21 protein-coding genes are annotated in these 23,250 nt (G+C 71.6%); 16 read left to right on the top strand and 5 right to left on the bottom strand.

What is annotated here, in order from left to right:
* Positions 1–185: 185 nt before the first annotated feature.
* Positions 186–1,988 carry a glycoside hydrolase family 15 protein gene (locus tag PV963_RS09960; RefSeq protein ID WP_150480027.1) on the bottom strand — a complete coding sequence of 601 codons (1,803 nt, stop codon included), beginning with the start codon at positions 1,986–1,988 and terminating at the stop codon, positions 186–188.
* Positions 1,989–2,508: 520 nt separating this feature from the next.
* Here PV963_RS09960 and PV963_RS09955 point away from each other — a divergent pair.
* From PV963_RS09955 to PV963_RS09905, 11 genes are all read left to right on the top strand, one after another.
* Positions 2,509–4,167 carry a CTP synthase gene (locus tag PV963_RS09955; RefSeq protein WP_274821985.1) on the top strand — a complete coding sequence of 553 codons (1,659 nt, stop codon included), beginning with the start codon at positions 2,509–2,511 and terminating at the stop codon, positions 4,165–4,167.
* 114 nt (positions 4,168–4,281) lie between these two features.
* On the top strand, positions 4,282–4,908 hold the full coding sequence (locus PV963_RS09950) for an NUDIX domain-containing protein (protein ID WP_274815289.1): 627 nt from the start codon (positions 4,282–4,284) through the stop codon (positions 4,906–4,908).
* Positions 4,909–5,400: 492 nt separating this feature from the next.
* Positions 5,401–7,485, top strand: a complete 2,085-nt coding sequence (locus tag PV963_RS09945; protein ID WP_274815288.1) for a tetratricopeptide repeat protein — start codon at positions 5,401–5,403, stop codon at positions 7,483–7,485.
* Between the two features lie 136 nt (positions 7,486–7,621).
* Positions 7,622–8,746: an alanine dehydrogenase gene (gene ald / locus PV963_RS09940; protein WP_274815287.1), complete on the top strand. Its 1,125-nt coding sequence runs from the start codon at positions 7,622–7,624 to the stop codon at positions 8,744–8,746.
* Between the two features lie 413 nt (positions 8,747–9,159).
* Complete coding sequence (locus PV963_RS09935) at positions 9,160–10,287, top strand: ParA family protein (protein WP_274815286.1); 1,128 nt, start codon at positions 9,160–9,162, stop codon at positions 10,285–10,287.
* Positions 10,272–10,853, top strand: coding sequence for a hypothetical protein (locus PV963_RS09930; protein WP_274815285.1), 582 nt, complete (start codon positions 10,272–10,274; stop codon positions 10,851–10,853). The genes PV963_RS09935 and PV963_RS09930 overlap by 16 nt, the downstream gene beginning before the upstream one ends.
* Before the next feature lie 483 nt (positions 10,854–11,336).
* On the top strand, positions 11,337–12,392 hold the full coding sequence (locus PV963_RS09925; RefSeq protein ID WP_425541017.1) for a segregation and condensation protein A: 1,056 nt from the start codon (positions 11,337–11,339) through the stop codon (positions 12,390–12,392).
* On the top strand, positions 12,389–13,078 hold the full coding sequence (gene scpB, locus PV963_RS09920; protein ID WP_274815284.1) for an SMC-Scp complex subunit ScpB: 690 nt from the start codon (positions 12,389–12,391) through the stop codon (positions 13,076–13,078). The genes PV963_RS09925 and scpB overlap by 4 nt, the downstream gene beginning before the upstream one ends.
* The gene (locus PV963_RS09915) at positions 13,078–14,139 is read left to right on the top strand and encodes a pseudouridine synthase (protein WP_086603738.1); all 1,062 of its coding nucleotides are present in this window, start codon (positions 13,078–13,080) and stop codon (positions 14,137–14,139) included. The genes scpB and PV963_RS09915 overlap by 1 nt, the downstream gene beginning before the upstream one ends.
* Positions 14,140–14,211: 72 nt before the next feature.
* Positions 14,212–15,231 carry an ADP-ribosylglycohydrolase family protein gene (locus PV963_RS09910; protein ID WP_274815283.1) on the top strand — a complete coding sequence of 340 codons (1,020 nt, stop codon included), beginning with the start codon at positions 14,212–14,214 and terminating at the stop codon, positions 15,229–15,231.
* A gap of 3 nt (positions 15,232–15,234) precedes the next feature.
* The gene (locus tag PV963_RS09905; protein WP_274815282.1) at positions 15,235–15,984 is read left to right on the top strand and encodes a nucleotidyltransferase domain-containing protein; all 750 of its coding nucleotides are present in this window, start codon (positions 15,235–15,237) and stop codon (positions 15,982–15,984) included.
* Here PV963_RS09905 and PV963_RS09900 read toward each other — a convergent pair.
* Positions 15,910–16,653 carry a nucleotidyltransferase domain-containing protein gene (locus PV963_RS09900; RefSeq protein WP_274815281.1) on the bottom strand — a complete coding sequence of 248 codons (744 nt, stop codon included), beginning with the start codon at positions 16,651–16,653 and terminating at the stop codon, positions 15,910–15,912. The genes PV963_RS09905 and PV963_RS09900 overlap by 75 nt on opposite strands.
* 22 nt (positions 16,654–16,675) lie before the next feature.
* Positions 16,676–17,104, bottom strand: a complete 429-nt coding sequence (locus PV963_RS09895; protein WP_274815280.1) for a Rieske (2Fe-2S) protein — start codon at positions 17,102–17,104, stop codon at positions 16,676–16,678.
* A gap of 188 nt (positions 17,105–17,292) precedes the next feature.
* On the opposite strand from PV963_RS09895, the gene aroH reads away from it, so the two are divergent.
* The 5 genes from aroH to der all read left to right on the top strand — a co-directional run bounded on the left by aroH (position 17,293) and on the right by der (position 21,757).
* A complete protein-coding gene (gene aroH / locus PV963_RS09890; RefSeq protein WP_274815279.1) occupies positions 17,293–17,655 on the top strand; it encodes a chorismate mutase in 363 nt (120 codons plus the stop codon).
* Positions 17,652–18,737: a prephenate dehydrogenase gene (locus tag PV963_RS09885; protein ID WP_274815278.1), complete on the top strand. Its 1,086-nt coding sequence runs from the start codon at positions 17,652–17,654 to the stop codon at positions 18,735–18,737. Before aroH ends, PV963_RS09885 begins: the two co-directional genes overlap by 4 nt.
* A gap of 135 nt (positions 18,738–18,872) precedes the next feature.
* Entirely contained in the window at positions 18,873–19,535 is a 663-nt protein-coding gene (gene cmk, locus PV963_RS09880) for a (d)CMP kinase (protein ID WP_274815277.1), read from the top strand.
* 57 nt (positions 19,536–19,592) lie between these two features.
* Positions 19,593–20,180 (top strand): lysophospholipid acyltransferase family protein, encoded by a 588-nt coding sequence (locus tag PV963_RS09875; protein WP_274815276.1) that lies wholly within the window; start codon positions 19,593–19,595, stop codon positions 20,178–20,180.
* Between the two features lie 80 nt (positions 20,181–20,260).
* Positions 20,261–21,757: a ribosome biogenesis GTPase Der gene (der, locus tag PV963_RS09870; protein WP_274815275.1), complete on the top strand. Its 1,497-nt coding sequence runs from the start codon at positions 20,261–20,263 to the stop codon at positions 21,755–21,757.
* 59 nt (positions 21,758–21,816) lie between these two features.
* Here the strand turns inward: der and PV963_RS09865 are convergent, their stop codons facing one another.
* Positions 21,817–22,206, bottom strand: coding sequence for a hypothetical protein (locus PV963_RS09865; protein ID WP_274815274.1), 390 nt, complete (start codon positions 22,204–22,206; stop codon positions 21,817–21,819).
* 85 nt (positions 22,207–22,291) lie between these two features.
* The gene (locus PV963_RS09860) at positions 22,292–23,074 is read right to left on the bottom strand and encodes a hypothetical protein (RefSeq protein WP_274815273.1); all 783 of its coding nucleotides are present in this window, start codon (positions 23,072–23,074) and stop codon (positions 22,292–22,294) included.
* Between the last annotated feature and the right edge of the window lie 176 nt (positions 23,075–23,250).

Raw genomic sequence — 23,250 nt, 5'->3', positions numbered from 1 at the left:
GCCGGTCGATCGTGGCGTTGAAGACGGCCCGGGCCTCGTCGTAGCCCGGGTCGTCCGGAGCGAACACGTCGCCGGTCAGATCCTCGCGGAGCGCCGTGATGGCTGCGCCCGCCTTCGAGGTCGGAGCGCGGTGAGGGCCGCGCCCGCCTTCGAGGGGGAAGCCATGGCCGCCCGGTCGGGACCGTTCAGCCCCCGTAGGCCCCCGAAGCCGTCAGACGCAGCGCCGTGTCGATCAGCGGCACGTGGCTGAACGCCTGGGGGAAGTTGCCGACCTGGCGCTGGAGGTGCGGGTCCCACTCCTCCGCCAGCAGGCCGAGGTCGTTGCGCAGCGACAGCAGCTTCTCGAACAGCTTGCGGGCCTCGTCCACGCGGCCGATCATCGCCAGGTCGTCGGCCATCCAGAACGAGCAGGCGAGGAACGCGCCCTCGTCGCCGGGCAGGCCGTCGACGCCCTCGTTGTCGCCCTGCGTCGGGTAGCGCAGGATGAAGCCGTCCGGCGTGGACAGCTCCCGCTGGATCGCCTCGATGGTGCCGATGACGCGCTTGTCGTCCGGCGGCAGGAAGCCCATCTGCGGGATCAGCAGCAGCGACGCGTCCAGCTCCTTCGAGCCGTACGACTGCGTGAAGGTGTTGCGTTCCTTGTCGTAGCCCTTCTCGCACACGTCCCGGTGGATGTCGTCGCGCAGTTCCTTCCACCGCTCCAGCGGCCCGTCGGCGTCGCCGGACTCGATCAGCTTGATCGTGCGGTCGACGGCGACCCAGGCCATCACCTTGGAGTGCACGAAGTGGCGGCGCGGGCCGCGCACCTCCCAGATGCCCTCGTCCGGGTCCTGCCAGTGGTCCTCCAGGTAGCGGATCAGCTTCAGCTGGAGCAGCGAGGCGTAGTCGTTGCGCGCGAGGCCCGTCATGTGGGCCAGGTGCAGGGCCTCGGTCACCTCGCCGTAGACGTCCAGCTGGAGCTGGTGCGCGGCGCCGTTGCCGACCCGGACCGGGGTGGAGTTCTCGTAGCCCGGCAGCCAGTCCAGCTCCGCCTCGCCGAGCTCGCGCTCGCCGGCGATGCCGTACATGATCTGCAGGTTCTCCGGGTCGCCGGCCACGGCCCGCAGCAGCCACTCGCGCCAGGCGCGCGCCTCCTCGCGGTAGCCGGTGCGCAGCAGCGAGGACAGGGTGATCGCCGCGTCGCGCAGCCAGGTGTAGCGGTAGTCCCAGTTGCGGACGCCGCCGATGTCCTCCGGCAGGGAGGTGGTCGGCGCGGCGACGATGCCGCCGGTCGGGGCGTACGTCAGGGCCTTCAGCGTGATCAGCGAGCGGACCACGGCCTCGCGGTACGGCCCGTGGTACGTGCAGTGGTCGACCCACTCGCGCCAGAAGTCCTCCGTCGCCTCCAGCGACTGCTCCGGCTCGGGCAGCGGCGGCGGCTCCTTGTGCGAGGGCTGCCAGGAGATCGTGAACGCGATCCGGTCACCCGGCGCGACCGTGAAGTCCGCGTACGTCGTCAGGGACTTGCCGTAGGTCTCGGCGGATGTGTCGAACCACACGGAGTCGGGGCCCGCCACGGCCACCGTGCGCCCCTCGTGCTTGTGCACCCACGGCACCACCCGCCCGTAGGAGAACCGCATCCTCAGCGCCGAGCGCATCGGCACGCGGCCCGAGACGCCCTCCACGATCCGGATCAGCTGCGGAGCGCCGTCACGGGGCGGCATGAAATCGGTCACGCGGACCGTGCCCCGCTGGGTGTCCCACTCGGATTCCAGGATCAGCGAGTCACCGCGGTAGCTGCGCCGGGCCGCGGTGGGCGGCTGCTGGTCGGAGGCGTACGCGGGCCCGAGCCGCCAGAAGCCGTGCTCCTCGTTGCCCAGCAGGCCGGCGAAGATGGCGTGCGAGTCGAAGCGGGGCAGGCACAGCCAGTCCACTGTGCCGTCCCGGCAGACCAGGGCAGCGGTCTGCATGTCTCCGATGAGTGCGTAATCTTCGATGCGCCCGGCCACGTGCAACTCCAGTCGAACGGCCACGTCACCCCACGAGGGGGCTGTCGCTAGTGCGGTCAAGGGGGTTTTCAGCAGTCTTGCAATCCATCGTTGAGCGATGAAGCAAAACAGGTCGCTCTGCCGTGATGCAAAGTGCCAATTGTTGCTCAACGAACTGACGAGCTCACGTTGTTCCGGTGCTTACGGGCGGAGGGTGGTTGCCGTGGGGCCGGGCGGGCTCGGCAGCGAGTGTCCGAGCAGGATACGACCTATGCAGATGATCTGGGTGCCGCTCCGGGCAAGGCGAGTACACCGAAGGAGTGAGCAACGGGTGAGAGACCGGTGAGGGTGACCGTCTCCGTGTCGGCGCGTGCGCGGAGCGTGGCCGGAAGCCATCGCCCCGCGGCGCTGATACGCTGGTAGCCCGTGGACCGGTGGGCAGCAAACCCCCGAACCGCAGCGACGGCAACCCCCGGAAATCTCTCCGGCAGGCAGCCGCACCGCACCCCCAGACCGCGACCACGGGAGCCCCGTCTTGGCCATGCCGCCCGCTGCTTTTCGTAACTCGACGACCAAGCACATCTTCGTCACCGGGGGTGTCGCCTCCTCGCTCGGCAAGGGCCTTACGGCCTCCAGCCTCGGCATGCTGCTCAAGGCCCGCGGTCTGCGCGTCGTGATGCAGAAGCTCGACCCGTACCTGAACGTCGACCCGGGCACGATGAACCCCTTCCAGCACGGTGAGGTGTTCGTCACCAACGACGGCGCCGAGACCGACCTGGACATCGGCCACTACGAGCGCTTCCTCGACCGCGACCTGGACGGCTCGGCCAACGTCACCACCGGCCAGGTGTACTCCACCGTGATCGCCAAGGAGCGCCGCGGCGAGTACCTGGGCGACACCGTGCAGGTCATCCCGCACATCACGAACGAGATCAAGCACCGCATCCGCCGCATGGCGACGGACGAGGTCGACGTCGTGATCACGGAGGTCGGCGGCACGGTCGGCGACATCGAGTCGCTGCCGTTCCTGGAGACCGTCCGCCAGGTGCGGCACGAGGTCGGCCGTGACAACGTCTTCGTCGTCCATATCTCGCTCCTGCCGTACATCGGCCCCTCGGGTGAGCTGAAGACGAAGCCCACCCAGCACTCGGTTGCGGCCCTGCGCAACATCGGTATCCAGCCGGACGCGATCGTGCTGCGCTGCGACCGCGAGGTGCCCACCGCGATCAAGCGCAAGATCTCCCTGATGTGCGACGTCGACGAGGCCGCCGTCGTGGCCTGCCCCGACGCCCGCTCGATCTACGACATCCCGAAGACCGTGCACGGCGAGGGCCTGGACGCCTACGTCGTCCGCAAGCTCGACCTGCCCTTCCGCGACGTCGACTGGACGACCTGGGACGACCTGCTCGACCGCGTCCACAACCCCGACCACGAGATCACCCTCGCCCTGGTCGGCAAGTACATCGACCTGCCCGACGCCTACCTGTCGGTCACCGAGGCGCTGCGCGCCGGCGGCTTCGCCAACCGCGCCCGCGTGAAGATCAAGTGGGTCACCTCCGACGACTGCAAGACCCCGGCGGGCGCCGCGGCGCAGCTCGGCGACGTCGACGGCATCTGCATCCCCGGCGGCTTCGGCGACCGCGGTGTGCTCGGCAAGGTCGGCGCGATCAAGTACGCCCGCGAGAACAAGATCCCGCTGCTCGGCCTCTGCCTCGGCCTGCAGTGCATCGTGATCGAGGCGGCGCGGAGCCTGGCCGACATCGGCGACGCCAACTCCACCGAGTTCGACCCGGCCACCGCCCACCCGGTCATCTCCACGATGGCCGAGCAGCTCGACATCGTCGCCGGCGAGGGCGACATGGGCGGCACCATGCGGCTCGGCATGTACCCGGCGAAGCTGGCCGAGGGCTCGATCGTGCGCGAGGTGTACGACGGCAAGGAGTACGTCGAGGAGCGCCACCGGCACCGCTACGAGGTGAACAACGCCTACCGCGCCGAGCTGGAGAAGCGGGCGGGCATCCTGTTCTCCGGCACGTCCCCGGACGGCAAGCTCGTCGAGTACGTCGAGTACCCGCGCGACGTCCACCCGTACCTGGTCGCCACCCAGGCGCACCCTGAGCTGCGCTCGCGCCCGACGCGCCCGCACCCGCTGTTCGCCGGGCTCGTCAAGGCCGCGGTCGAGCGGAAGACTTCGAAGTAACACACCAGTTGTACGGTGGCCGGGGTGCATCCCTTCAAAGGGTGTGCACCCCGGTTTCTTTTCGCACGTCGGGCCCGGCACGTTCAGTCGTGCCGGGTACCTGGAAGGACAGGCATGACGATCAAGGACACCCCGGAGGAGTGGGAGATCCGGGCGACGGACACCCCCTTCGTGGGCAACAAGACCTCCGTCCGCACCGACGACGTGGTCATGCCCGACGGCACCGTGGTCGGCCGCGACTACCAGGTCCACCCCGGCTCCGTGGCCGTCCTCGCCCTCGACGAGGCCGACCGCGTCCTGGTCCTGCGCCAGTACCGCCACCCCGTGCGCCACAAGCTGTGGGAGATCCCGGCCGGTCTGCTCGACGTCCCCGGCGAGAACCCGCTGCACGCCGCGCAGCGCGAGCTGTACGAGGAGGCGCACGTCAAGGCCGAGGACTGGCGGGTGCTGACCGACGTGTACACCACCCCCGGCGGCTGCGACGAGGCCGTCCGGATCTTCCTCGCCCGCGATCTGTCCGAGGCCGAGGGCGAGCGCTTCGCGGTCGAGGAGGAAGAGGCCGACATGGAGCTCGACCGGGTGCCGGTCGAGGATCTCGTCCGGGGCGTGCTGGCCGGAGACCTGCACAACACCTGCCTCGTCGTGGGCGTCCTCTCCCTGGTCGCCGCGCGAGCCGGCGACGGCCTGGACGCCCTGCGCCCGGCCCAGGCACCGTGGCCGGCGCGTCCGTTCGAGGCGTGAACCCTCCGGGGGTGGGGCGGAACCGGGTGGCCAAACCGGGTCGGGCGGTGGATGCGGCCGCTGGCACGCTGCCTGGGTGACGGGCCCTGCCGCCTCGGTGGCAGCGGCGCCTGCGGCGGCAGGGCGGGTGGCGGATCCGGGTCGGGGTCGGGGGGTCGGGGTCGCCCCAGGCGTGCCCGACGTACTCGGCGCGGTGGCGGACCCCGGCCGACGCGCGCGCCGTCATCGCCGACCACGGGCAGCAGATGCTCAGGCGCCGTCAGACCGCCCCGCCGGTTCGCCGCACCCACCGGGCGGCACGATGACCCGCTGACGGTTGACCGGGAGCCTGCCCCGCTTGTGGTGTGAAGATCGGCTGATCCGATCGGGGGATGTGCCCGCCGTGCCCGTCGTGCTCCGGCCGGGGCGTTGCAGAGCGTGAACTAGGCTCTGTTCACGCCCGGACCGGAGTCCCGGCGGGCTTGTGCGTGTGGTGGGACGGGAGTGTGGCCCGTGACGGATCAGGTCGTGGAGACAGGCGCCGTGCGGCTGACCGGACACGCTTCCGGGGAGAGCCGGTTCCTGGGCCGCACACGGGAGTTGAAGGAACTGCGTGCCGACATCGAGCGCGCCGGCCTCGACACCCTCGCCGGCCGCAAACCCCCACGCGCGCGCGTGCTGCTCATCGCCGGCCGGCCCGGATCGGGGCGCACCGCACTCGCCGAGGAGCTCGTACGGCAGGTCGCCGACCGTTACCCGGACGGGGTGCTGCGCGCCCGCCTGAGCGACCCCGACGGCACCCCCGTGCCGGTCGAGCACACCGCCCGGGAACTGCTCGCCGCACTGGGCCGGCAGGCCCCGGCCGGCGCCTGTGAAGACGACCTCACCGACGCCCTGCGCACCGCCCTGGCCGACCGCCGGGCGCTGCTCCTGCTGGACGACGCGGCCGACGCCGAGCAGGTCGACGCCCTACTGCCCGACACCCCGGACTGCCTGGTCGTCGCGGTCTCCGAGGGCCCGCTGACCGGCATCTCGGACGTCCGCCCGTGCACGCTGGGCGGCCTGGACGCCAAGTCCGGGGTGGAACTGCTGTCCCGGCACACCGGCTCGGTCCGCATCACCGTCGACCCCCGGGCCGCCGAGGGCCTCGCCGAGGAGTGCCAAGGGCAGCCGGCCGCGCTGATGCTGGCGGGCGGCTGGCTCGCCGCCCGCCCCAAGGCGGCCGTCTCCGACCTCGCCAAGCAACTGCGCGCCGAAGACGCCGAGGGGACCGCGCTGAACCGGGTCTTCCGCCTCGCCTACGCCGCCCTGCCCGCCACCGCCGCCCGGATGCTGCGCCTGCTCGCCCTCGCCCCGGCCGGACTCGTCGACCCGCAGACCGCCTCCGCGCTCGCCGGCTGTTCGGTCGCCGGCGCCCGCACGACCCTGGACGACTTCGTCGCCCTCGGCTTCCTGCACGCGGTGGACTCGCCGCTGCCGCAGTACGAGGTGCCGGGCTGTCTGCACGACCGGCTCCGCGTCCTCGCCGAGCGCCACGAGCGCCCGGCCGAGCTCCAGCTGGCCCGCGCCCGCATGCTGGAGCGGACGGTACGACTGCTCCAGGCCTGCCGGGCGATCACCGAGACCGACAGCCCCCAGGCCCGTCAGAAGCTCCTCGACCTGCCGCGTGCCCTGCGCTTTCCCACGCCGCGGGCGGCCGCCGAGTGGCTGCGCGTGACCCGGCCCGCCCTGCTGGCCTCGGCCCGGCTCGCGGTCGCCGACGGGCAGCTCGACACCCTGGCCCGGCGGCTGATGTCCCAGCTGGTGCGGGCCATGGTGGCGCATGTCGGCACCCAGGCGGCGGCGCCCGACCTGTACGTCATCCACGGCCTGGTCCTCGATGTGGCCGAGCGCCGGAACCTGCCCCGCGAGCGGGCCGCCGCCCTGCTGAACCTTGGCGATCTCGACGCCCGGACCGGCCGCACGGACGACGCCCTGGCCCGCTACCGGGCCGCGCTGGACGCCGGACGCGAGGTGAACGATCCGTATGCGACCGGCCGCGCGATGGAATCCGTAGGCGGTGCGCATCTGGAGCTCGGCGACTTCGACCGGGCCGCCGACTGGTTCGGCCGGGCCCTGGTCGAGCGGCTGGCCCGGGACGAGCGCGCCGACGCCGCCCGGCTGTACGGGCGGATCGCCGCCGCCCACACCTACGCGGGCCGCTACGGCGAGGCCCTGCGGAACTGGCGCGCGGCGATCGCCGGGCACCGCAAGGACGGCGACGTGGGCGCCCAGGCGCGCGCCCTGAGCGAGTTGGCGCGGGTCCAGGAGTACGCGGGCCGCCCCGAGGAGTCCCTGCGCACCTGCCGGGAGGCCGTGGAGTGGGCGCGGCGGGCCGAGGACCCGCGGTTGCAGGCCGCGCTGCATCTGCGAGTCGCCGACACCCTGGAGCACCTCGGCGACCCCGCGTCGGCCCGGCTGCACCGGGGCGCCGCCGAGCGGATCCTCGGCGAGCACCAGGAGGACGAGGAAGAGCCCGTAGCGGCCTCCCACGGCGACTCACACCGGAAACCGGAACCTGACGCCTGCGAAATCCGTAGCGCATCGACTGAAGATTGATGCAATGAAAGGCTAGACAGCGGGAACACCTTCATTAGACTGGCTGTGCCGCACGTTCTCCTGCGGTCTCTCCCGGTGTGCCCGTGCGCGCCCGGGTATGTCTAGTAATGCGCCCATACCCTCTGAGCCAAGGACCGTGATCGACGTGAAGGTCGGCATCCCCCGCGAGGTCAAGAACAACGAGTTCCGGGTGGCCATCACCCCCGCCGGCGTGCACGAGCTGGTGCGTCATGGCCACCAGGTCGTCATCGAGCGCGGCGCCGGTGTCGGCTCCTCGATCACGGACGAGGAGTACGTCGCCGCCGGTGCGCGGATCCTGGACACCGCCGACGAGGTGTGGGTCGGCGCCGACCTGCTGCTGAAGGTCAAGGAGCCCATCGCCGAGGAGTACCACCGCCTGCGCAAGGACCAGACGCTCTTCACCTACCTGCACCTGGCCGCCTCCAAGGAGTGCACGGACGCCCTGCTGGAGTCCGGCACCACGGCGATCGCCTACGAGACGGTCGAGCTGCCCGGCCGCGCGCTGCCGCTGCTCGCCCCGATGTCCGAGGTCGCGGGCCGGCTGGCCCCGCAGGTCGGCGCCTACCACCTGATGCGCGCCAACGGCGGCCGCGGCGTGCTGCCCGGCGGCGTCCCCGGCGTGCCGGCCGGCCGGGCCGTCGTCATCGGCGGCGGCGTCTCCGGCTGGCAGGCGGCGCAGATCGCCATCGGCCTGGGCTTCCACGTGACCCTGCTCGACAAGGACGTCAACAAGCTCCGCGAGGCGGACAAGATCTTCGGCACGAAGATCCAGACCGTCGTCTCCAACGCCCTGGAGCTGGAGAAGGCCTGCCTGGAGGCCGACCTCGTCATCGGCGCGGTGCTGGTCCCCGGCGCCAAGGCCCCCAAGCTGGTCACCAACGAGCTCGTCTCGCGGATGAAGCCCGGAAGTGTCCTTGTCGACATCGCGATCGACCAAGGCGGCTGCTTCGAGGACTCCCGTCCGACCACCCACGCCGAGCCGACCTTCCAGGTCCACGACTCGGTCTTCTACTGCGTCGCCAACATGCCAGGCGCGGTGCCGAACACCTCCACCTACGCGCTGACCAACGCCACGCTGCCCTACATCGTGGAGCTCGCCGACCACGGCTGGGCGGAGGCCCTGCGCCGCGACCCGGCACTGGCCAAGGGTCTCAACGCCCATGACGGCAAGGTCGTTTACAAGGAGGTCGCCGAGGCGCACGACGTGGAGCACGTGGAGCTGTCCTCGCTGCTCGGCTGAGCCCGCGGCGCCGGTAAGTCGGCTAAGTCACCAACAGGCAAAGGCGATACGTCAACACAGGTCGTCAACGCCGCGCACCCGGCCGGACCTTGCCCGACAAGGTCCGGCCGGATGTGTGTATGGTCACTTCGCGATTCTCGGGCAACTCGCCTCGAACGTAACCCTTCAACCGATTCGCACACCGGTGAAACCTGCCGTGCGACGGCCGTACGCCCTTGACAGCGGGATGTTTCATTGCCGACACATCGGGCCGGGTCCGGCGGATTGTGTTGCTGCGGACGCCCGACACGCCATAGAGTCGCCAACCGTCGGCATGGTGCCACGCTGACCTGTCTAGAAGTTTCCTGGTCACCAAGGAGGTAAGACGACTTGTGAATGAGTCGACATTTACTCCCGGGGGTGGTCAACCAGGAATGCCTGCACGGGACCAGGGGCCCGCGGGGTTCGCGGCTGTCGGCTCCGTCGCCGTGCGCACCTTCGCAGCCCACCAGAGTCAGCAGGCGACTCACACAGCACACCAGAAGATGGATGGCCATCACGTGAACGCCATGGCCGGCGACGGAAGTGGCGCGCCCCACAACCACTTCGCCGACTACGACGAACTGCCCGAGGGGCACTTCTACGACCCCGACGCGGAGTACGAGCCCGATCCCGAGTACGCGGCCACTCTCGCGCCCGACGCGGCCAGACAGCGCCGGGAGCGCATCGGCCCGACCGGGCGCCCGCTGCCGTACTTCCCGATCCCGGGCCCGCTGACCGACCACGGACCCGCGAAGATCATCGCGATGTGCAACCAGAAGGGCGGCGTCGGCAAGACGACGTCGACCATCAACCTGGGTGCCGCGCTCGCGGAGTACGGACGCCGGGTCCTGCTCGTGGACTTCGACCCGCAGGGCGCGCTGTCGGTCGGACTCGGCGTCAACCCCATGGAACTCGACCTCACCGTCTACAACCTGCTCATGGAGCGGGGGATGGCGGCCGACGAGGTGCTGCTGAAGACGGCGGTCCCCAACATGGACCTGCTGCCCAGCAACATCGACCTGTCGGCGGCCGAGGTCCAGCTGGTCTCCGAGGTCGCCCGCGAGTCGACCCTGCAACGCGCCCTGAAGCCGCTGCTGGACGACTACGACTTCATCGTCATCGACTGCCAGCCCTCGCTCGGCCTGCTCACGGTGAACGCCCTGACGGCCGCGCACAAGGTGATCGTGCCGCTGGAGTGCGAGTTCTTCGCGCTGCGCGGTGTGGCCCTGCTGACCGAGACCATCGAGAAGGTCCAGGAGCGGCTCAACCCCGAGCTGGAACTCGACGGGATCCTCGCCACGATGTACGACTCGCGCACGGTGCACAGCCGTGAGGTGCTCGCGCGTGTCGTCGAGGCGTTCGACGACCACGTCTACCACACGGTCATCGGGCGCACGGTCCGCTTCCCGGAGACCACGGTCGCCGGTGAACCGATCACCACGTACGCCTCCAACTCCGTCGGTGCCGCCGCCTACCGCCAGCTCGCCAGGGAGGTGCTCGCCCGGTGTCACGCCGAGTGAGTCTGCCGGGGGCCGACGAACTCTTCCGTACGACAGGGGGGATGGCGCTTCAGTCGTCCACGCCCAGGCGTCAGGCCAACGGCGACGCCCGGGTGCCCGCTCCGGCGGGGGAGGGCGACGCGGTGGCGGCAGCGGCCGCGGAGGACGTGCCGCAGTCGGTGCCCGCTCAGGGCGGTGACGGCGGGGGCGCGGAGCATGTCGCGGCGGACGCGGAGTCGGCCGAGGCCGGGGAGTCCCGCAGCCGCTCCGGCTCCGCCCGGCGGCAGGCGGCGCAGGAAGGTTCTGCCGCGGGTGCGGCCGGTGCCGCCGCGGCGGCACCGCGCAAGCGCGGGCGGGCCGCAGCGCGCCGTCCCAGCGGCCGTGAGCGGCACGACGAGAAGATCACGGTCTACGTGTCGGCCGAGGAGCTCATGGACCTGGAGCACGCCCGTCTCGTGCTCCGCGGCGAGCACGGCCTGGCCGTCGACCGCGGCCGTATCGTCCGCGAGGCGGTCGCCGTGGTCCTCGCCGACCTGGAGACCCGCGGGGACGCCAGCATCCTCGTACGACGGCTGCGCGGGCGGTAGCGGTAGCCTGCGGGGGCCATGACCTCGAACGCTTCCCCACCGCCCGTCGGCGGCCCGTCCGGCCGCAGGCGCGCGCTGGGGCGCGGGCCGGGGACTTCGCCGGTTGAGCCGACGGATGTGGTCGGGCCCGGTGAGCTGCCCGAGGACACCGCCGAGTCGGGCGGGACCTCCGAGGACACCGAGGCTGCCCAGTCCGGCGGGACCCCCGAGGAGACCGATGCTGCCGGGTCGGGCGTCTGGTCCGAGGAGGAAGCGGCCGGCGCGCAGGCGTTGGTTGCCGAGGAGCCGCCCGGCGTTGTGGAGCGACAGGTCCCTGTCGAGCCGGGGACGGCGGCCGGAAGGCCTCGACCGGGGCGTGCGGCCGGGTCCGCCGGTCCCGGGGCGGGCCGTGAGGGCGCTTCTCCGGACGTGGACGACGCGTCCAGACCTGGATCTGAGGCCGGTCATCCGGAGGCGGGGCGTGAGTATCCCGTCCCCGGGCCGGTGGCTGCGGCCGAGACCGCCGCCCCGGCTGCCGAGTCCCGGGAGACCGGGTTCCGGCGCGAGGCGCTTCCTTCCGCCCCTGGGGCCGCTGCCGACACCGGGGTCGCCGTTCCGGAGCCGGGAGCCGAGGCGGTTCCTCCACAGGCCCTGGCCGAAGCCGGGGCGGCCCCCGGAGCGCGGGCCCCGCAGGACGGGAGCGAGTCGGGGGCCGCCGCCCAGCCCCCGGCCGGCGGTGCCGACGGCGATGACGGGGTCTTCAAGGTCCGGCTCGCGAACTTCGAGGGGCCCTTCGATCTGCTGCTTCAGCTGATCTCCAGGCACAAGCTGGACGTCACCGAGGTCGCGCTGTCGAAGGTGACCGACGAGTTCATGGCGTACATCCGGGCGATGGGGCCGGACTGGGACCTGGACGAGACGACCGAGTTCCTCGTCGTCGCGGCCACGCTGCTCGATCTGAAGGCGGCACGGCTGCTGCCCGCCGCCGAGGTGGAGGACGAGGCCGACCTCGCGCTGCTCGAAGCCCGGGACCTGCTGTTCGCCCGGCTCCTCCAGTACCGCGCGTACAAGCAGATCGCGGACATCTTCAGCGGGCGGCTCGACGACGAGGCCCGGCGCTATCCGCGTACCGTCGGGCTCGAACCCCACCATGCCGAGCTGCTGCCCGAGGTGGTCATCAGCATCGGTGCGGAAGGGTTCGCCAAGCTCGCCGTGAAGGCGATGCAGCCCAAGCCCAAGCCGCAGGTGTACGTCGACCACATCCACGCCCCGCTGGTCAGCGTGCAGGAGCAGGCCGCGATCGTCGTCGCGCGGCTCCGGGAGCTCGGCGAGGCCGGCTTCCGGGAGCTCGTGGCGGACACCGACGACACACTGACCGTCGTGGCCCGGTTCCTCGCGCTGCTGGAGCTGTACCGCGAGAAGGCCGTCGCGCTGGAGCAGGAGACCGCGCTCGGTGAACTGCTCGTGCGGTGGACCGGCGGGGACGGGGACGAGACACCGACCGTCACCGACGAGTTCGACCGGCCGCCCGAGCCGCCGAAGGAGGAGAAGAAGGCATGAGCCAGGAAGCCACCGAGGTCCCGGCCGGGCTGCGTGCCGTCGCCGGCCTCGATCTCAAGCCCGCGCTGGAGGCCGTCCTCATGGTCGTGGACGAGCCCGCGACCGAGGAGCACCTCGCGAAGATACTGGAGCGGCCGAAGCGCCAGATCGCGGACGCGCTGCGCGAACTGGCCGACGAGTACACCGTCCAGGGCCGCGGCTTCGAACTGCGGTTCGTGGCGAACGGCTGGCGGTTCTACACCCGCGCCGAGTACGCGCCCGCCGTCGAGCGTTTCGTGCTGGACGGCCAGCAGGCCCGCCTCACCCAGGCCGCCCTGGAGACCCTGGCCGTCGTCGCCTACCGGCAGCCGGTCAGCCGCAGCCGGGTCTCCGCCGTACGCGGAGTCAACTGCGACGGCGTCATGCGCACCCTCCTCCAGCGCGGTCTGATCGAGGAGGCGGGCACGGAACCCGAAACAGGTGCGATCCTGTACACGACGACGAACTACTTTCTGGAGCGGATGGGCCTGCGCGGTCTGGACGAGCTCCCGGAACTCGCGCCCTTCCTCCCGGAGGCGGAGGCGATCGAGGCCGAGACCCAGGAAGGCGTACCGTCGTTCGACCCGGACGCGCCTGATGACGACGTGCCGGGTCGCCGCCCGGTCACCCCGGGTACCGACGACGAAGACGACCAGACGGAAATTTGATGCGAAGCAGCGGCAGCGGCAAGAGCGGCGGGCGCGGTAACCACCGCGGCGCCGGCAACGACAGGGACCAGAAGCAGGGGCAGGGCCGCCCCCGCAAGCCCCGCCCGGAGGAGCGCCGCTACGACGTGGGCCCCGGAGCGACCAAGGACGGCCCCAAGGCCGGACGCGGCGGCGCCGCGCGCGGCGGAGCCAAGGGCGGGCCCAAGCAGCCCCAGAAGGGCGGCCGTACGGCCCCGGCGCGCCCCCGTGAGTACGAGGCGAAGATCGAGGAGCGCAACCGCGACCGGTACGCCGGGAAGAAGGAGGTCAAGCTCCCGAAGACCTTCCCGGGTGCTGAGCAGGAGGGCGAGCGCATCCAGAAGGTCCTCGCCCGCGCGGGCTTCGGCTCCCGGCGCGCCTGCGAGGAGCTGATCGACGAGGCCCGCGTCGAGGTCAACGGCGAGATCGTGCTGGAGCAGGGGCGGCGGGTCGACCCGGAGAAGGACGAGATCAAGGTCGACGGCCTGACCGTCGCCACCCAGAGCTACCAGTTCTTCGCGCTGAACAAGCCCGCCGGGGTCGTCTCCACCATGGAGGACCCGGAGGGCCGGCAGTGCCTCGGTGACTACGTCACCAACCGCGAGACCCGGCTCTTCCACGTCGGACGGCTCGACACCGAGACCGAGGGTGTCATCCTGCTCACCAACCACGGCGAGCTGGCCCACCGGCTGACCCACCCCAGGTACGGCGTGAAGAAGACCTACCTCGCGCACATCGTCGGCCCGATCCCGCGCGACCTGGGCAAGCAGCTCAAGGACGGCATCCAGCTGGAGGACGGCTACGCGCGCGCGGACCACTTCCGCGTCGTCCAGCAGACAGGCAAGAACTACCTCGTCGAGGTCACCCTCCACGAGGGCCGCAAGCACATCGTGCGGCGGATGCTCGCGGAGGCCGGTTTCCCGGTCGACAAGCTGGTCCGCACCGCCTTCGGCCCGATCACCCTCGGCGACCAGAAGTCCGGCTGGCTGCGGCGGCTGTCCAACACGGAGGTCGGCATGCTGATGCAGGAAGTCGATCTCTAGGCTTACGCGGACACCGCGAGTGCCGTGAGTTCCCCGTGTCCTTCCGGGCGCGGGGACGGAAGGACTTCTGACATGACCACGCTGGTCTACAAGCAAGCCGCCACCGGAGCGCTGACCGGGCTCGCCCTGGGGGACGCGCTGGGGTATCCGACCGAGTTCAGCGACGTGCCGTCGATCGTCGCCAGGTTCGGTCCGTGGCGGCGGCTGGACCTGCCGTCACCGGCGCTCGTCACCGACGACACCCAGATGACGCTGGCGCTCGGGCGGGGCATCCGGACGGCGATGGACCGGGGCGTACTCGAACCCGAGGGGATGGCCGACGCCGTACGGCAGGAGTTCATCGCCTGGAACCGCTCTCCGGAGAACAACCGCGCTCCCGGCAACACGTGCCTGCGGGCCTGCGCCCTGCTGGAGCACGCGGACCGCCCCTGGCAGGACGCCAGTCAGATCCACTCCAAGGGCTGTGGCGCCAACATGCGTGTCGCGCCCCTGGGGCTGGTCCCCGGCCTGAGCGACGAACAGCGCGCGGGTGCCGCCCAGTTGCAGTCCGCCCTCACCCACGGGCACCCCACCGCGCTCGCCGCGTCCGACCTGACGGCGCTCGCCGTACGGCTGCTCGCGCAGGGCGCCGAGCCGGCCGGGCTGGTCGGTCTGCTCCGCTCGTACGCCCTGGAGAACCGCAGCCACTACCACGAGCGCTGGCTCGGCGACCTGTGGCGCCGGGCCCAGGACCCGAGCCCCGAGCAGTTCATCGCGCGCGGCTGGGACGAGTGCCTGGCGATCCTCGACCGGCTCCGGCGCGCCGTGGGCACCGTCTCGCCCGAGGCCGACCCGTGCCTGGCCACCGGTGAGGGCTGGATCGCCGAGGAGGCCCTGGCGGCCGGGCTGCTGTGCTTCCTGCTCTTCGCCGACGAGCCGCTCACGGCGCTGCGCCGTGCCGCCTGCACCGCCGGCGACTCGGACTCCATCGCCTGCCTGGCGGGCGCCTTCGCCGGTGCGTACCTGGGCGCGGAGTGCTGGCCGGGCGAGTGGGCCGACCGGATCGAGTACCGGAGCGACCTGCTGACCCTCGGCGCGCTCTGGGACGCGTGACGGATGACCGACGTCCTGGACATCGACCTGACGCCAGTGGTGGCCGAACAGCCCGACCCGGTGCTGTTCGCCACCGTCTCCGGCGCCCACCTCTACGGCTTCCCGTCCCGCGACTCGGACGTGGACCTGCGAGGCGCGCACCTGCTGCCGACCGCTGATCTGGTGGGTCTGCGCGAGCCGGAGGAGACCCGGTCGCGGATGTGGGAGCGGGACGGTGTCGAGATGGACCTCGTCACGCACGACCTGCGCAAGTTCGTACGCCTGATGCTGCGCCGCAACGGCTACGTGCTGGAACAGCTGCTCTCGCCGCTCGTCGTGCACACGACCAGCACGCACCAGGAGCTGGTCGCGCTCGCTCCTGGCGTCCTCACCAGTCACCACGCCCACCACTACCGCGGCTTCGCGACCACGCAGTGGCGGCTGTTCGAGAAGAGCGGCGAGCTCAAGCCGCTGCTCTACACCTTCCGCGTCCTGCTGACCGGCATCCACCTGATGCGCAGTGGCGAGGTGCAGGCGCATCTGCCGACGCTGCTCGGCGACATCGACGCGCCCGCCTACGTGCCGGACCTCATCGCGGCGAAGGCCGAGCGGGAACACGGGTCGGCCGAGGTCGACCACGCGCGCGTGCGGTCGGACGTCGAGCGGTTGCGGGGCGCGCTCGGCGAGGCACAGCAGGCCTCAGCCCTGCCGTCGGCCCCGGTCGTCCATGACGCCCTGCACGACCTCGTCGTACGGGTCCGCCTGCAGGGCTGAGGCGCGGCGGGCGCGGGCGAGGAAGTCCTCCACGCGCCGCCGGTCGGGTGCGGCCGGGAGCGGGCTGCGGCGGACGGCCTCCTCGGCCTCCCGCTCCAGACGGGCCATCCGCGTCTCGACCTCCTGCCAGGACACCTCGCCGCGCTTCACCGCGAGGAGGGGCTCCCGCTGGTCGCCGACGTCGATCGTGAGCGTGCCGGTGCGCAGCAGGTCGCGGGCGCTGGTCAGCAGGCGGAGCAGGTGCATGGCGTGCTTCCAGCGGGGGGTGCCGTGGTTGCTGATGTGGGTTTCCAGCTTGCGGCGCTGGCCGTATGCGTAGCGCGTGAACGTGTCGTGGACCCGACGGGAGAGGAACGCCCCCCGCAGGGCGAGCAGTTCGCGGCCGGTGTCGTCGGTGTACTCCACGAGCGGGGAGTGCAGGCACTCCAGGATGTTGGGGTTGGCGCGCAGGGCCAGCTCGCAGAAGCGTTCCAGCTCCCAGCTGAACTGCTCCTCGGCAGGGCCCTCGACGTGCGTCGGCGGCTTGTCGAAGCGCCAGAACAGAGGCGTGGGAGCCAGGAACACGCCACGGCGGTCGGTGTCGCTGTCGTCCGTCGCCAGCCCGAAGGCGCGCGAACCCATCACACAGGCGTAGATCGTGTGGTCGCGTACCAGGGCCTCGGGCTGCATGCCCGGGAGCGTACGCGGGCCCTCACGTGAGGCGAACCGAGTTTCCCTCCACGGTGATCTGCTCGGCGGGCAGCGGCCGCGTCGCCGGGCCGTGGGCCACCGAGCCGTCGGCGATGCGGAACTTGCTGCCGTGACAGACGCAGTTGATGGTGCCGTCGGAGACGGACGCCACCGTGCAGCGCTGGTGGGTGCAGATCGCCGAGAAGGCCTTGAACCGGCCCTGCTCGGGCTGGGTCACCACGATTTCTTCCTCCTTGAAGATCTTTCCGCCGCCGACGGGGATCTCGTCCGTGGAGGCCAGCTCCTGACCGGCCGCCTCCCGGCCGGTGGGTGAGCTCGTCGACGCCGAGCCGTTGTCGTCGCCGCCCCCGCCGCAGGCCGCGACGAGTGCCGCCGCTCCCGTCGCGCCCGTCGCGAGGAGAACCGTGCGGCGTGTGGTCTCGTAGGTCATGTCGTCACTCCGAAGGTGCCAAAGATGGATAAATCGGAATTCTATGAATCTTTGCATCGAAAATACCCAAGGAGTGGTAAGCCCGGTGTCTCATCGGATGGGCGCCGCGCACCCCGGCCGCGCGGGCTGACTAGGCTTGACACGCAGAGCGACACGCAGCGACACGCACGTCAGCAAGGAGCAACGCCGTGGCGGTACGAGCGGTCCGGGGCGCCGTCCAACTCGAACGGGACGAGGCCGGGCACATGGACGAGCAGGTCGGAGCCCTGCTCACGGCCATCCTGGAGCGCAACGACCTCACCGCCGAGGACCTGATCAGCGTCTGGTTCACGGCCACGCCCGACCTGCACAGCGACTTCCCGGCGGCCGCCGCCCGCAAGCTCGGCATCGTCGACGTCCCGCTGATCTGCGCCCAGGAACTCGACATCGAGGGCGCCATGCCGCGTGTCGTCCGCGTTCTCGCACACATCGAGTCCGACAAGCCCCGTGCCGACATCGCGCACGTCTACCTCGGCGCCGCGGGCGCCCTGCGCAAGGACATTGCCCAGTGAGGACCGCACTCGTCATCGGAACCGGGCTGATCGGCACGTCCGCCGCCCTGGCCCTGTCCCAGCGGGGCGTCACCGTGCACCTCGCCGACCACGACCCCGAGCAGGCACGCACGGCGGCCGCGCTCGGCGCCGGCACGGACGAGGCGCCGGACGGGCCCGTCGACCTCGCGATCGTCGCCGCCCCGCCCGCGCACGTGGCCGACGTACTCGCCGACGCCATGGGCCGCGGTGTGGCGCGCGGCTACCTCGACGTCGCCAGCGTCAAGGGCGGGCCGCGCCGCGAGCTGGAGGCACGCGGCCTCGACCTGACGGCGTACCTCGGCACGCACCCCATGTCGGGCCGCGAGAAGTCCGGCCCGCTCGCCGCCACCGGCGACCTCTTCGAGGGCCGCCCCTGGGTGCTGACCCCGACCCGGGACACCGACACCGAGGTGCTGAACCTCGCCCTGGAGCTGGTCTCGCACTGCCGTGCCGTGCCGGTCGTGATGGACGCCGACGCCCACGACCGTGCCGTCGCCCTCGTCTCCCACATGCCCCACCTGGTCTCCAGCCTGGTCGCCGCGCGCCTGGAGCACGCCGAGGAGGCCGCCGTACGGCTGTGCGGGCAGGGCATCCGGGATGTGACCCGGATCGCCGCCTCCGATCCCGGCATGTGGATCGACATCCTCTCCGCGAACCCCGGACCGGTCGCCGACCTGCTCACGGACGTCGCCGCCGACCTGGAGGAGACCGTGCGGGCCCTGCGCGCCCTGCAGTCCTCCGACGAGGACAAGCGCCGTGACGGCACCACCGGTATCGAGGACGTCCTGCGCCGCGGCAACGCCGGCCAGATCCGCGTCCCCGGCAAGCACGGATCCGCTCCGCGTGCCTACGAGGTCGTGGCCGTGCTCATCGACGACCAGCCGGGACAGCTGGCCCGGATCTTCGCGGACGCGGGCAGGGCCGGGATCAACATCGAGGACGTGCGCATCGAGCACGCGACCGGGCAGCAGGCCGGTCTGGTGCAGCTGATGGTGGAGCCGAAGGCGGCACCCGTGCTGAGTGCCGCGCTGCGGGACCGGGGCTGGGCGATCCGGCAGTAGTGCATGCTGGATGTGGCTGACCGACGCGCGGCCGGACGAGTGACCCGCACCCAGTAACCTTGTGCGGGGCCGTCGCGCCCTCACCCCCGCCAGCCCGGTTCAGGAAGGTCCCCCACTGTGGAAAGCGTCACGCCAGTGATTGTCGCCATCGACGGCCCCGCCGGCACCGGCAAGTCGAGCACGTCGAAGGCCGTGGCGGCGCAGCTAGGCCTGAGCTACCTGGACACCGGCGCCCAGTACCGGGCGATCACCTGGTGGATGGTGAACAACGGCATCGACATCGACGACCCCGCCGCGATCGCCGCCGCGGCCGGCAAGCCCGAGATCGTCTCCGGCACCGACCCCGAGGGCCCCACCATCACCGTCGACGGCGTCGACGTGTCCGCCCCGATCCGCACCCAGGAGGTCTCCTCCAAGGTCAGCGCGGTCAGCGCGGTGCCCGAGGTGCGCGCACGGATCACCGAACTGCAGCGCTCGATCGCGGCCTCCGCGCAGAGCGGCATCGTGGTCGAGGGCCGTGACATCGGCACGACCGTGCTGCCGGACGCCGATCTGAAGATCTTCCTCACCGCCTCCCCGGAGGCGCGTGCCGCCCGCCGCAGCGGCGAGCTGAAGGGCGCCGACGTGCACTCCACCCGCGAGGCCCTGATCAAGCGGGACGCGGCCGACTCCAGCCGCAAGACCTCGCCGCTCGCCAAGGCGGACGACGCGGTCGAGGTGGACACCACCGAACTCACGCTGGCCCAGGTCATCGAGTGCGTCGTCACCCTCGTCGAGGAGAAGCGGGCCGGGAAGTGACCGACCAGCTGCCCCCTGCGGGGCGCCGACGTCGGGCGGCGCATCGGCGTCGGCCTGATGTACGGGCTGTGGAAGCCGCGCGTGCTCGGCGCCTGGCGGGTGCCCACGACCGGCCCGGTGATCCTCGCCGTCAACCACTCCCACGTCATCGACGGCCCGATGGTCATGGGCGTGGCGCCCCGGCCGACGCACTTCCTGATCAAGAAGGAGGCGTTCATCGGCCCGCTCGACCCGTTCCTGACCGGCATCGGCCAGCTCAAGGTGGACCGCGACACCACCGACCGCACGGCGATCACCCGGGCGCTCGGTGTGCTGGAGAACGGCGGCGTGCTCGGCATCTTCCCGGAGGGCACCCGGGGCGAGGGCGACTTCGCCTCGCTGCGCGCCGGGCTCGCGTACTTCGCGGTGCGCAGCGGCGCCCCGATCGTGCCGGTCGCCGTGCTGGGAAGTTCCGAGAAGCGGGGACGGTTGATACAGGGGCTGCCTCCGCTGCGGTCCCGCGTCGACGTCGTCTTCGGGGAGCCCTTCGAGGCGGGCGACGGCAGCGGGCGCCGTACGCGCACGGCGCTGGACGAGGCGACCGGGCGCATCCAGAAGCAGCTCGCCGCCCACCTGGAAAACGCCAGGCGCCTCACCGGGCGCTAGGCAACACTGAGTAGTGGATCAGCCCGCGGGACAGCGGGTACTCCACCGACCACCACGATGAACGACGAGGTACGGACTTCATGAACGACCAGATCCAGCCCGACGGCTCGGACGCGTACGAAGGCGCGCACGAGCACGACCACGGGGCGCTCGGCGACGCCGAGTTCGCGGAGTTCATGGAGCTCGCCGTGGAGGAGGGCTTCGACCTCGAGGACGTCGAGGGCGCGATCGAGGCGGCCGGGCACGGCCCGCTGCCCGTCCTCGCCGTGGTCGGCCGCCCCAACGTCGGCAAGTCGACCCTGGTGAACCGCATCATCGGCCGCCGCGAGGCCGTCGTCGAGGACAAGCCCGGCGTCACCCGCGACCGGGTGACGTACGAGGCCGAGTGGGCGGGCCGCCGCTTCAAGGTCGTCGACACCGGCGGCTGGGAGCAGGACGTCCTCGGCATCGACGCCTCCGTGGCCGCCCAGGCCGAGTACGCCATCGACGCGGCCGACGCGGTGGTCTTCGTCGTCGACGCCAAGGTCGGCGCCACCGACACCGACGAGGCCGTCGTCCGGCTGCTGCGCAAGTCCGGCAAGCCGGTCGTGCTGTGCGCCAACAAGGTGGACGGCCCGAGCGGCGAGGCCGACGCGGCCTACCTGTGGTCGCTGGGCCTGGGGGAGCCGTACCCGGTCTCGGCGCTGCACGGCCGGGGCACCGGCGACATGCTCGACCAGGTCCTGGAGGTGCTGCCGGAGGCGCCGCGCGAGACGTTCGGCGGGGGCGGCATCGGCGGGCCGCGCCGCATCGCCCTGATCGGCCGCCCGAACGTCGGCAAGTCCTCGCTGCTGAACAAGGTGGCGGGCGAGGAGCGCGTCGTCGTCAACGAGCAGGCGGGCACCACCCGTGACCCGGTCGACGAGCTGATCGAACTGGGCGGCGTCACCTGGAAGTTCGTCGACACGGCGGGCATCCGCAAGCGCGTCCACCTCCAGCAGGGTGCCGACTACTACGCCTCGCTGCGCACCGCCGCCGCCGTCGAGAAGGCGGAGGTCGCGGTCATCCTCATCGACGCCTCCGAGTCCATCTCGGTGCAGGACCAGCGGATCGTCACCATGGCGGTCGAGGCGGGCCGTGCGATCGTCCTCGCCTTCAACAAGTGGGACACCCTCGACGAGGAGCGCCGCTACTACCTGGAGCGGGAGATCGAGACCGAGCTGGGCCAGGTGGCGTGGGCCCCGCGCGTCAACGTCTCGGCGCGTACCGGCCGTCACATGGAGAAGCTGGTCCCCGCGATCGAGACGGCCCTGGCGGGCTGGGAGACCCGGGTCCCGACCGGCAGGCTGAACGCGTTCCTCGGCGAGCTGGTCGCCGCCCATCCGCACCCGGTCCGGGGCGGCAAGCAGCCGCGCATCCTGTTCGGCACGCAGGCGGGCACCAAGCCGCCGCGGTTCGTGCTGTTCGCCTCCGGCTTCATCGAGGCGGGCTACCGGCGCTTCATCGAGCGCCGCCTGCGCGAGGAGTTCGGCTTCGAGGGGACGCCGATCCACATCTCGGTGCGGGTGCGCGAGAAGCGCGGCGCGAAGAAGAAGTAGCAGGTACAGCGGAAGGGCGGCCCCGGCAGGGGCCGCCCTTCCGCTGTACGGTGCTCGCTTCAGACGCCGCTTCGCCGGCCCGGCGGCAGTGCGGCCGGCACGTGGTGCATCCCCGTGTCGTGCGAGCCGATGGTCCCGACGCGCTGCCACTGCGGCTGCTGTCCGGCAGCATGGCGGGCGCTCTGGGCACCCGCGCTGTAGGCACTGTACGAGCTGCTGTGCGAACCGCTGTACGAGCCCGTACTGTGCGGGATGTTCCAGAAGGCGGTGAAGCCGAATTTCTCCTCGCCGCTGCGGTCGCCGGGAAGTGCGCGGAAGGACTTGACGTACTCGGCGTAGAGCGCGTCGTAGATCGGCGTGGCCGATGGGCCGCTCTGGGAGTCCTGAGCCGAGCGTGCGGAGGGGATCGACGAGTAGGACTGGCGGCGGGGAACGTCGTATGCGTGCACGTATGTCCAAACGACCCCGCGGGTCAAGGGATGCGGGGCCGGTACGGCTTTCGCAGGGGCGCGGCCCGCGCGGGTGACGTGCCGCTCAGGTGCCGGCCAGCGGCAGCACCGCGGCGACCAGCTTTCCGGTCGCCGCCGCCTTGTCCAGCGCGTCCCGCAGCAGGTCCTCGCGCGGCTGGCGGCCGATCGAGCCGACCGGCGCGGCGAACATCACCACCTGCTGGTGCTTGTTGGCGGCCGCGCGCCAGCCCTCGCTGACCTGGAGCGGCTGGTGCGCCTGCCACCAGGCCACCGGCTGGCCGCCGTTGTTGCCCGGCTGGAGCACCGCGTGCAGCCGGCCCACGGCGAGCAGTACGGACCAGCCGTGCAGCACGGGCGGTACGGCGGACAGCTCGGTCAGCGGCATGAAGCCCTGCTCGATGAGCAGCGGCAGGAAGTCGTCGCCGGAGCCCGTGGTGCCGGGCCGGACGATGGGCGCCGTCGGCTCCACCACCAGGGCCGGGTGCAGCTCCCCGGCGATCAGCACGAGCCCGCTGGTCACGCCGAGCATCGCCTGCTCGGGCACCACCTTGTCGGGCTCCAGGTCGACGGTGTCGCCGGTGATGGACTTCACAGCGCCCCGGAGCTGTTCCTCGGTGACCTGGACGACCTGCGAGGGCAGGCAGCCGGCGTGGGCGAAGGCGAGGACGGCGGTCTCGTCCCCGATGAACAGGACGGTGCTGGTGCGCTCCTGCTCGGAGTCGCCCGGAGTGCGGCAGGACGTGCAGTCGTAACTGCCCGGGGCGGTCTCTCCGGCGAGCAGGCGGTCGGCTTCTTCGTCGCCGATCTCGGCGCGTACCTCGTCGCTGACGTCGAGCATGCGCGGCACGGGTGACTCCCTCGGGGATGCGGTGCGTGGCAAGACCGGGTGGCTCCCGGCCCGTGGTCCGGGTGGGCCCCGGCTCATGAAGAAGACAACGGGTGATCTGTGGCGGGAGTCACGCCCCAGAGCGAACGGAATCGAACCATCCAGCGCACAGGGTCACGCTCGGCGCGGAATCGCGC

Origin of the sequence: Streptomyces coeruleorubidus (genome assembly GCF_028885415.1) — a bacterium.
Lineage (GTDB): Bacteria > Actinomycetota > Actinomycetes > Streptomycetales > Streptomycetaceae > Streptomyces > Streptomyces coeruleorubidus_A.
This window is presented reverse-complemented; position numbering and strand designations above follow the sequence as displayed.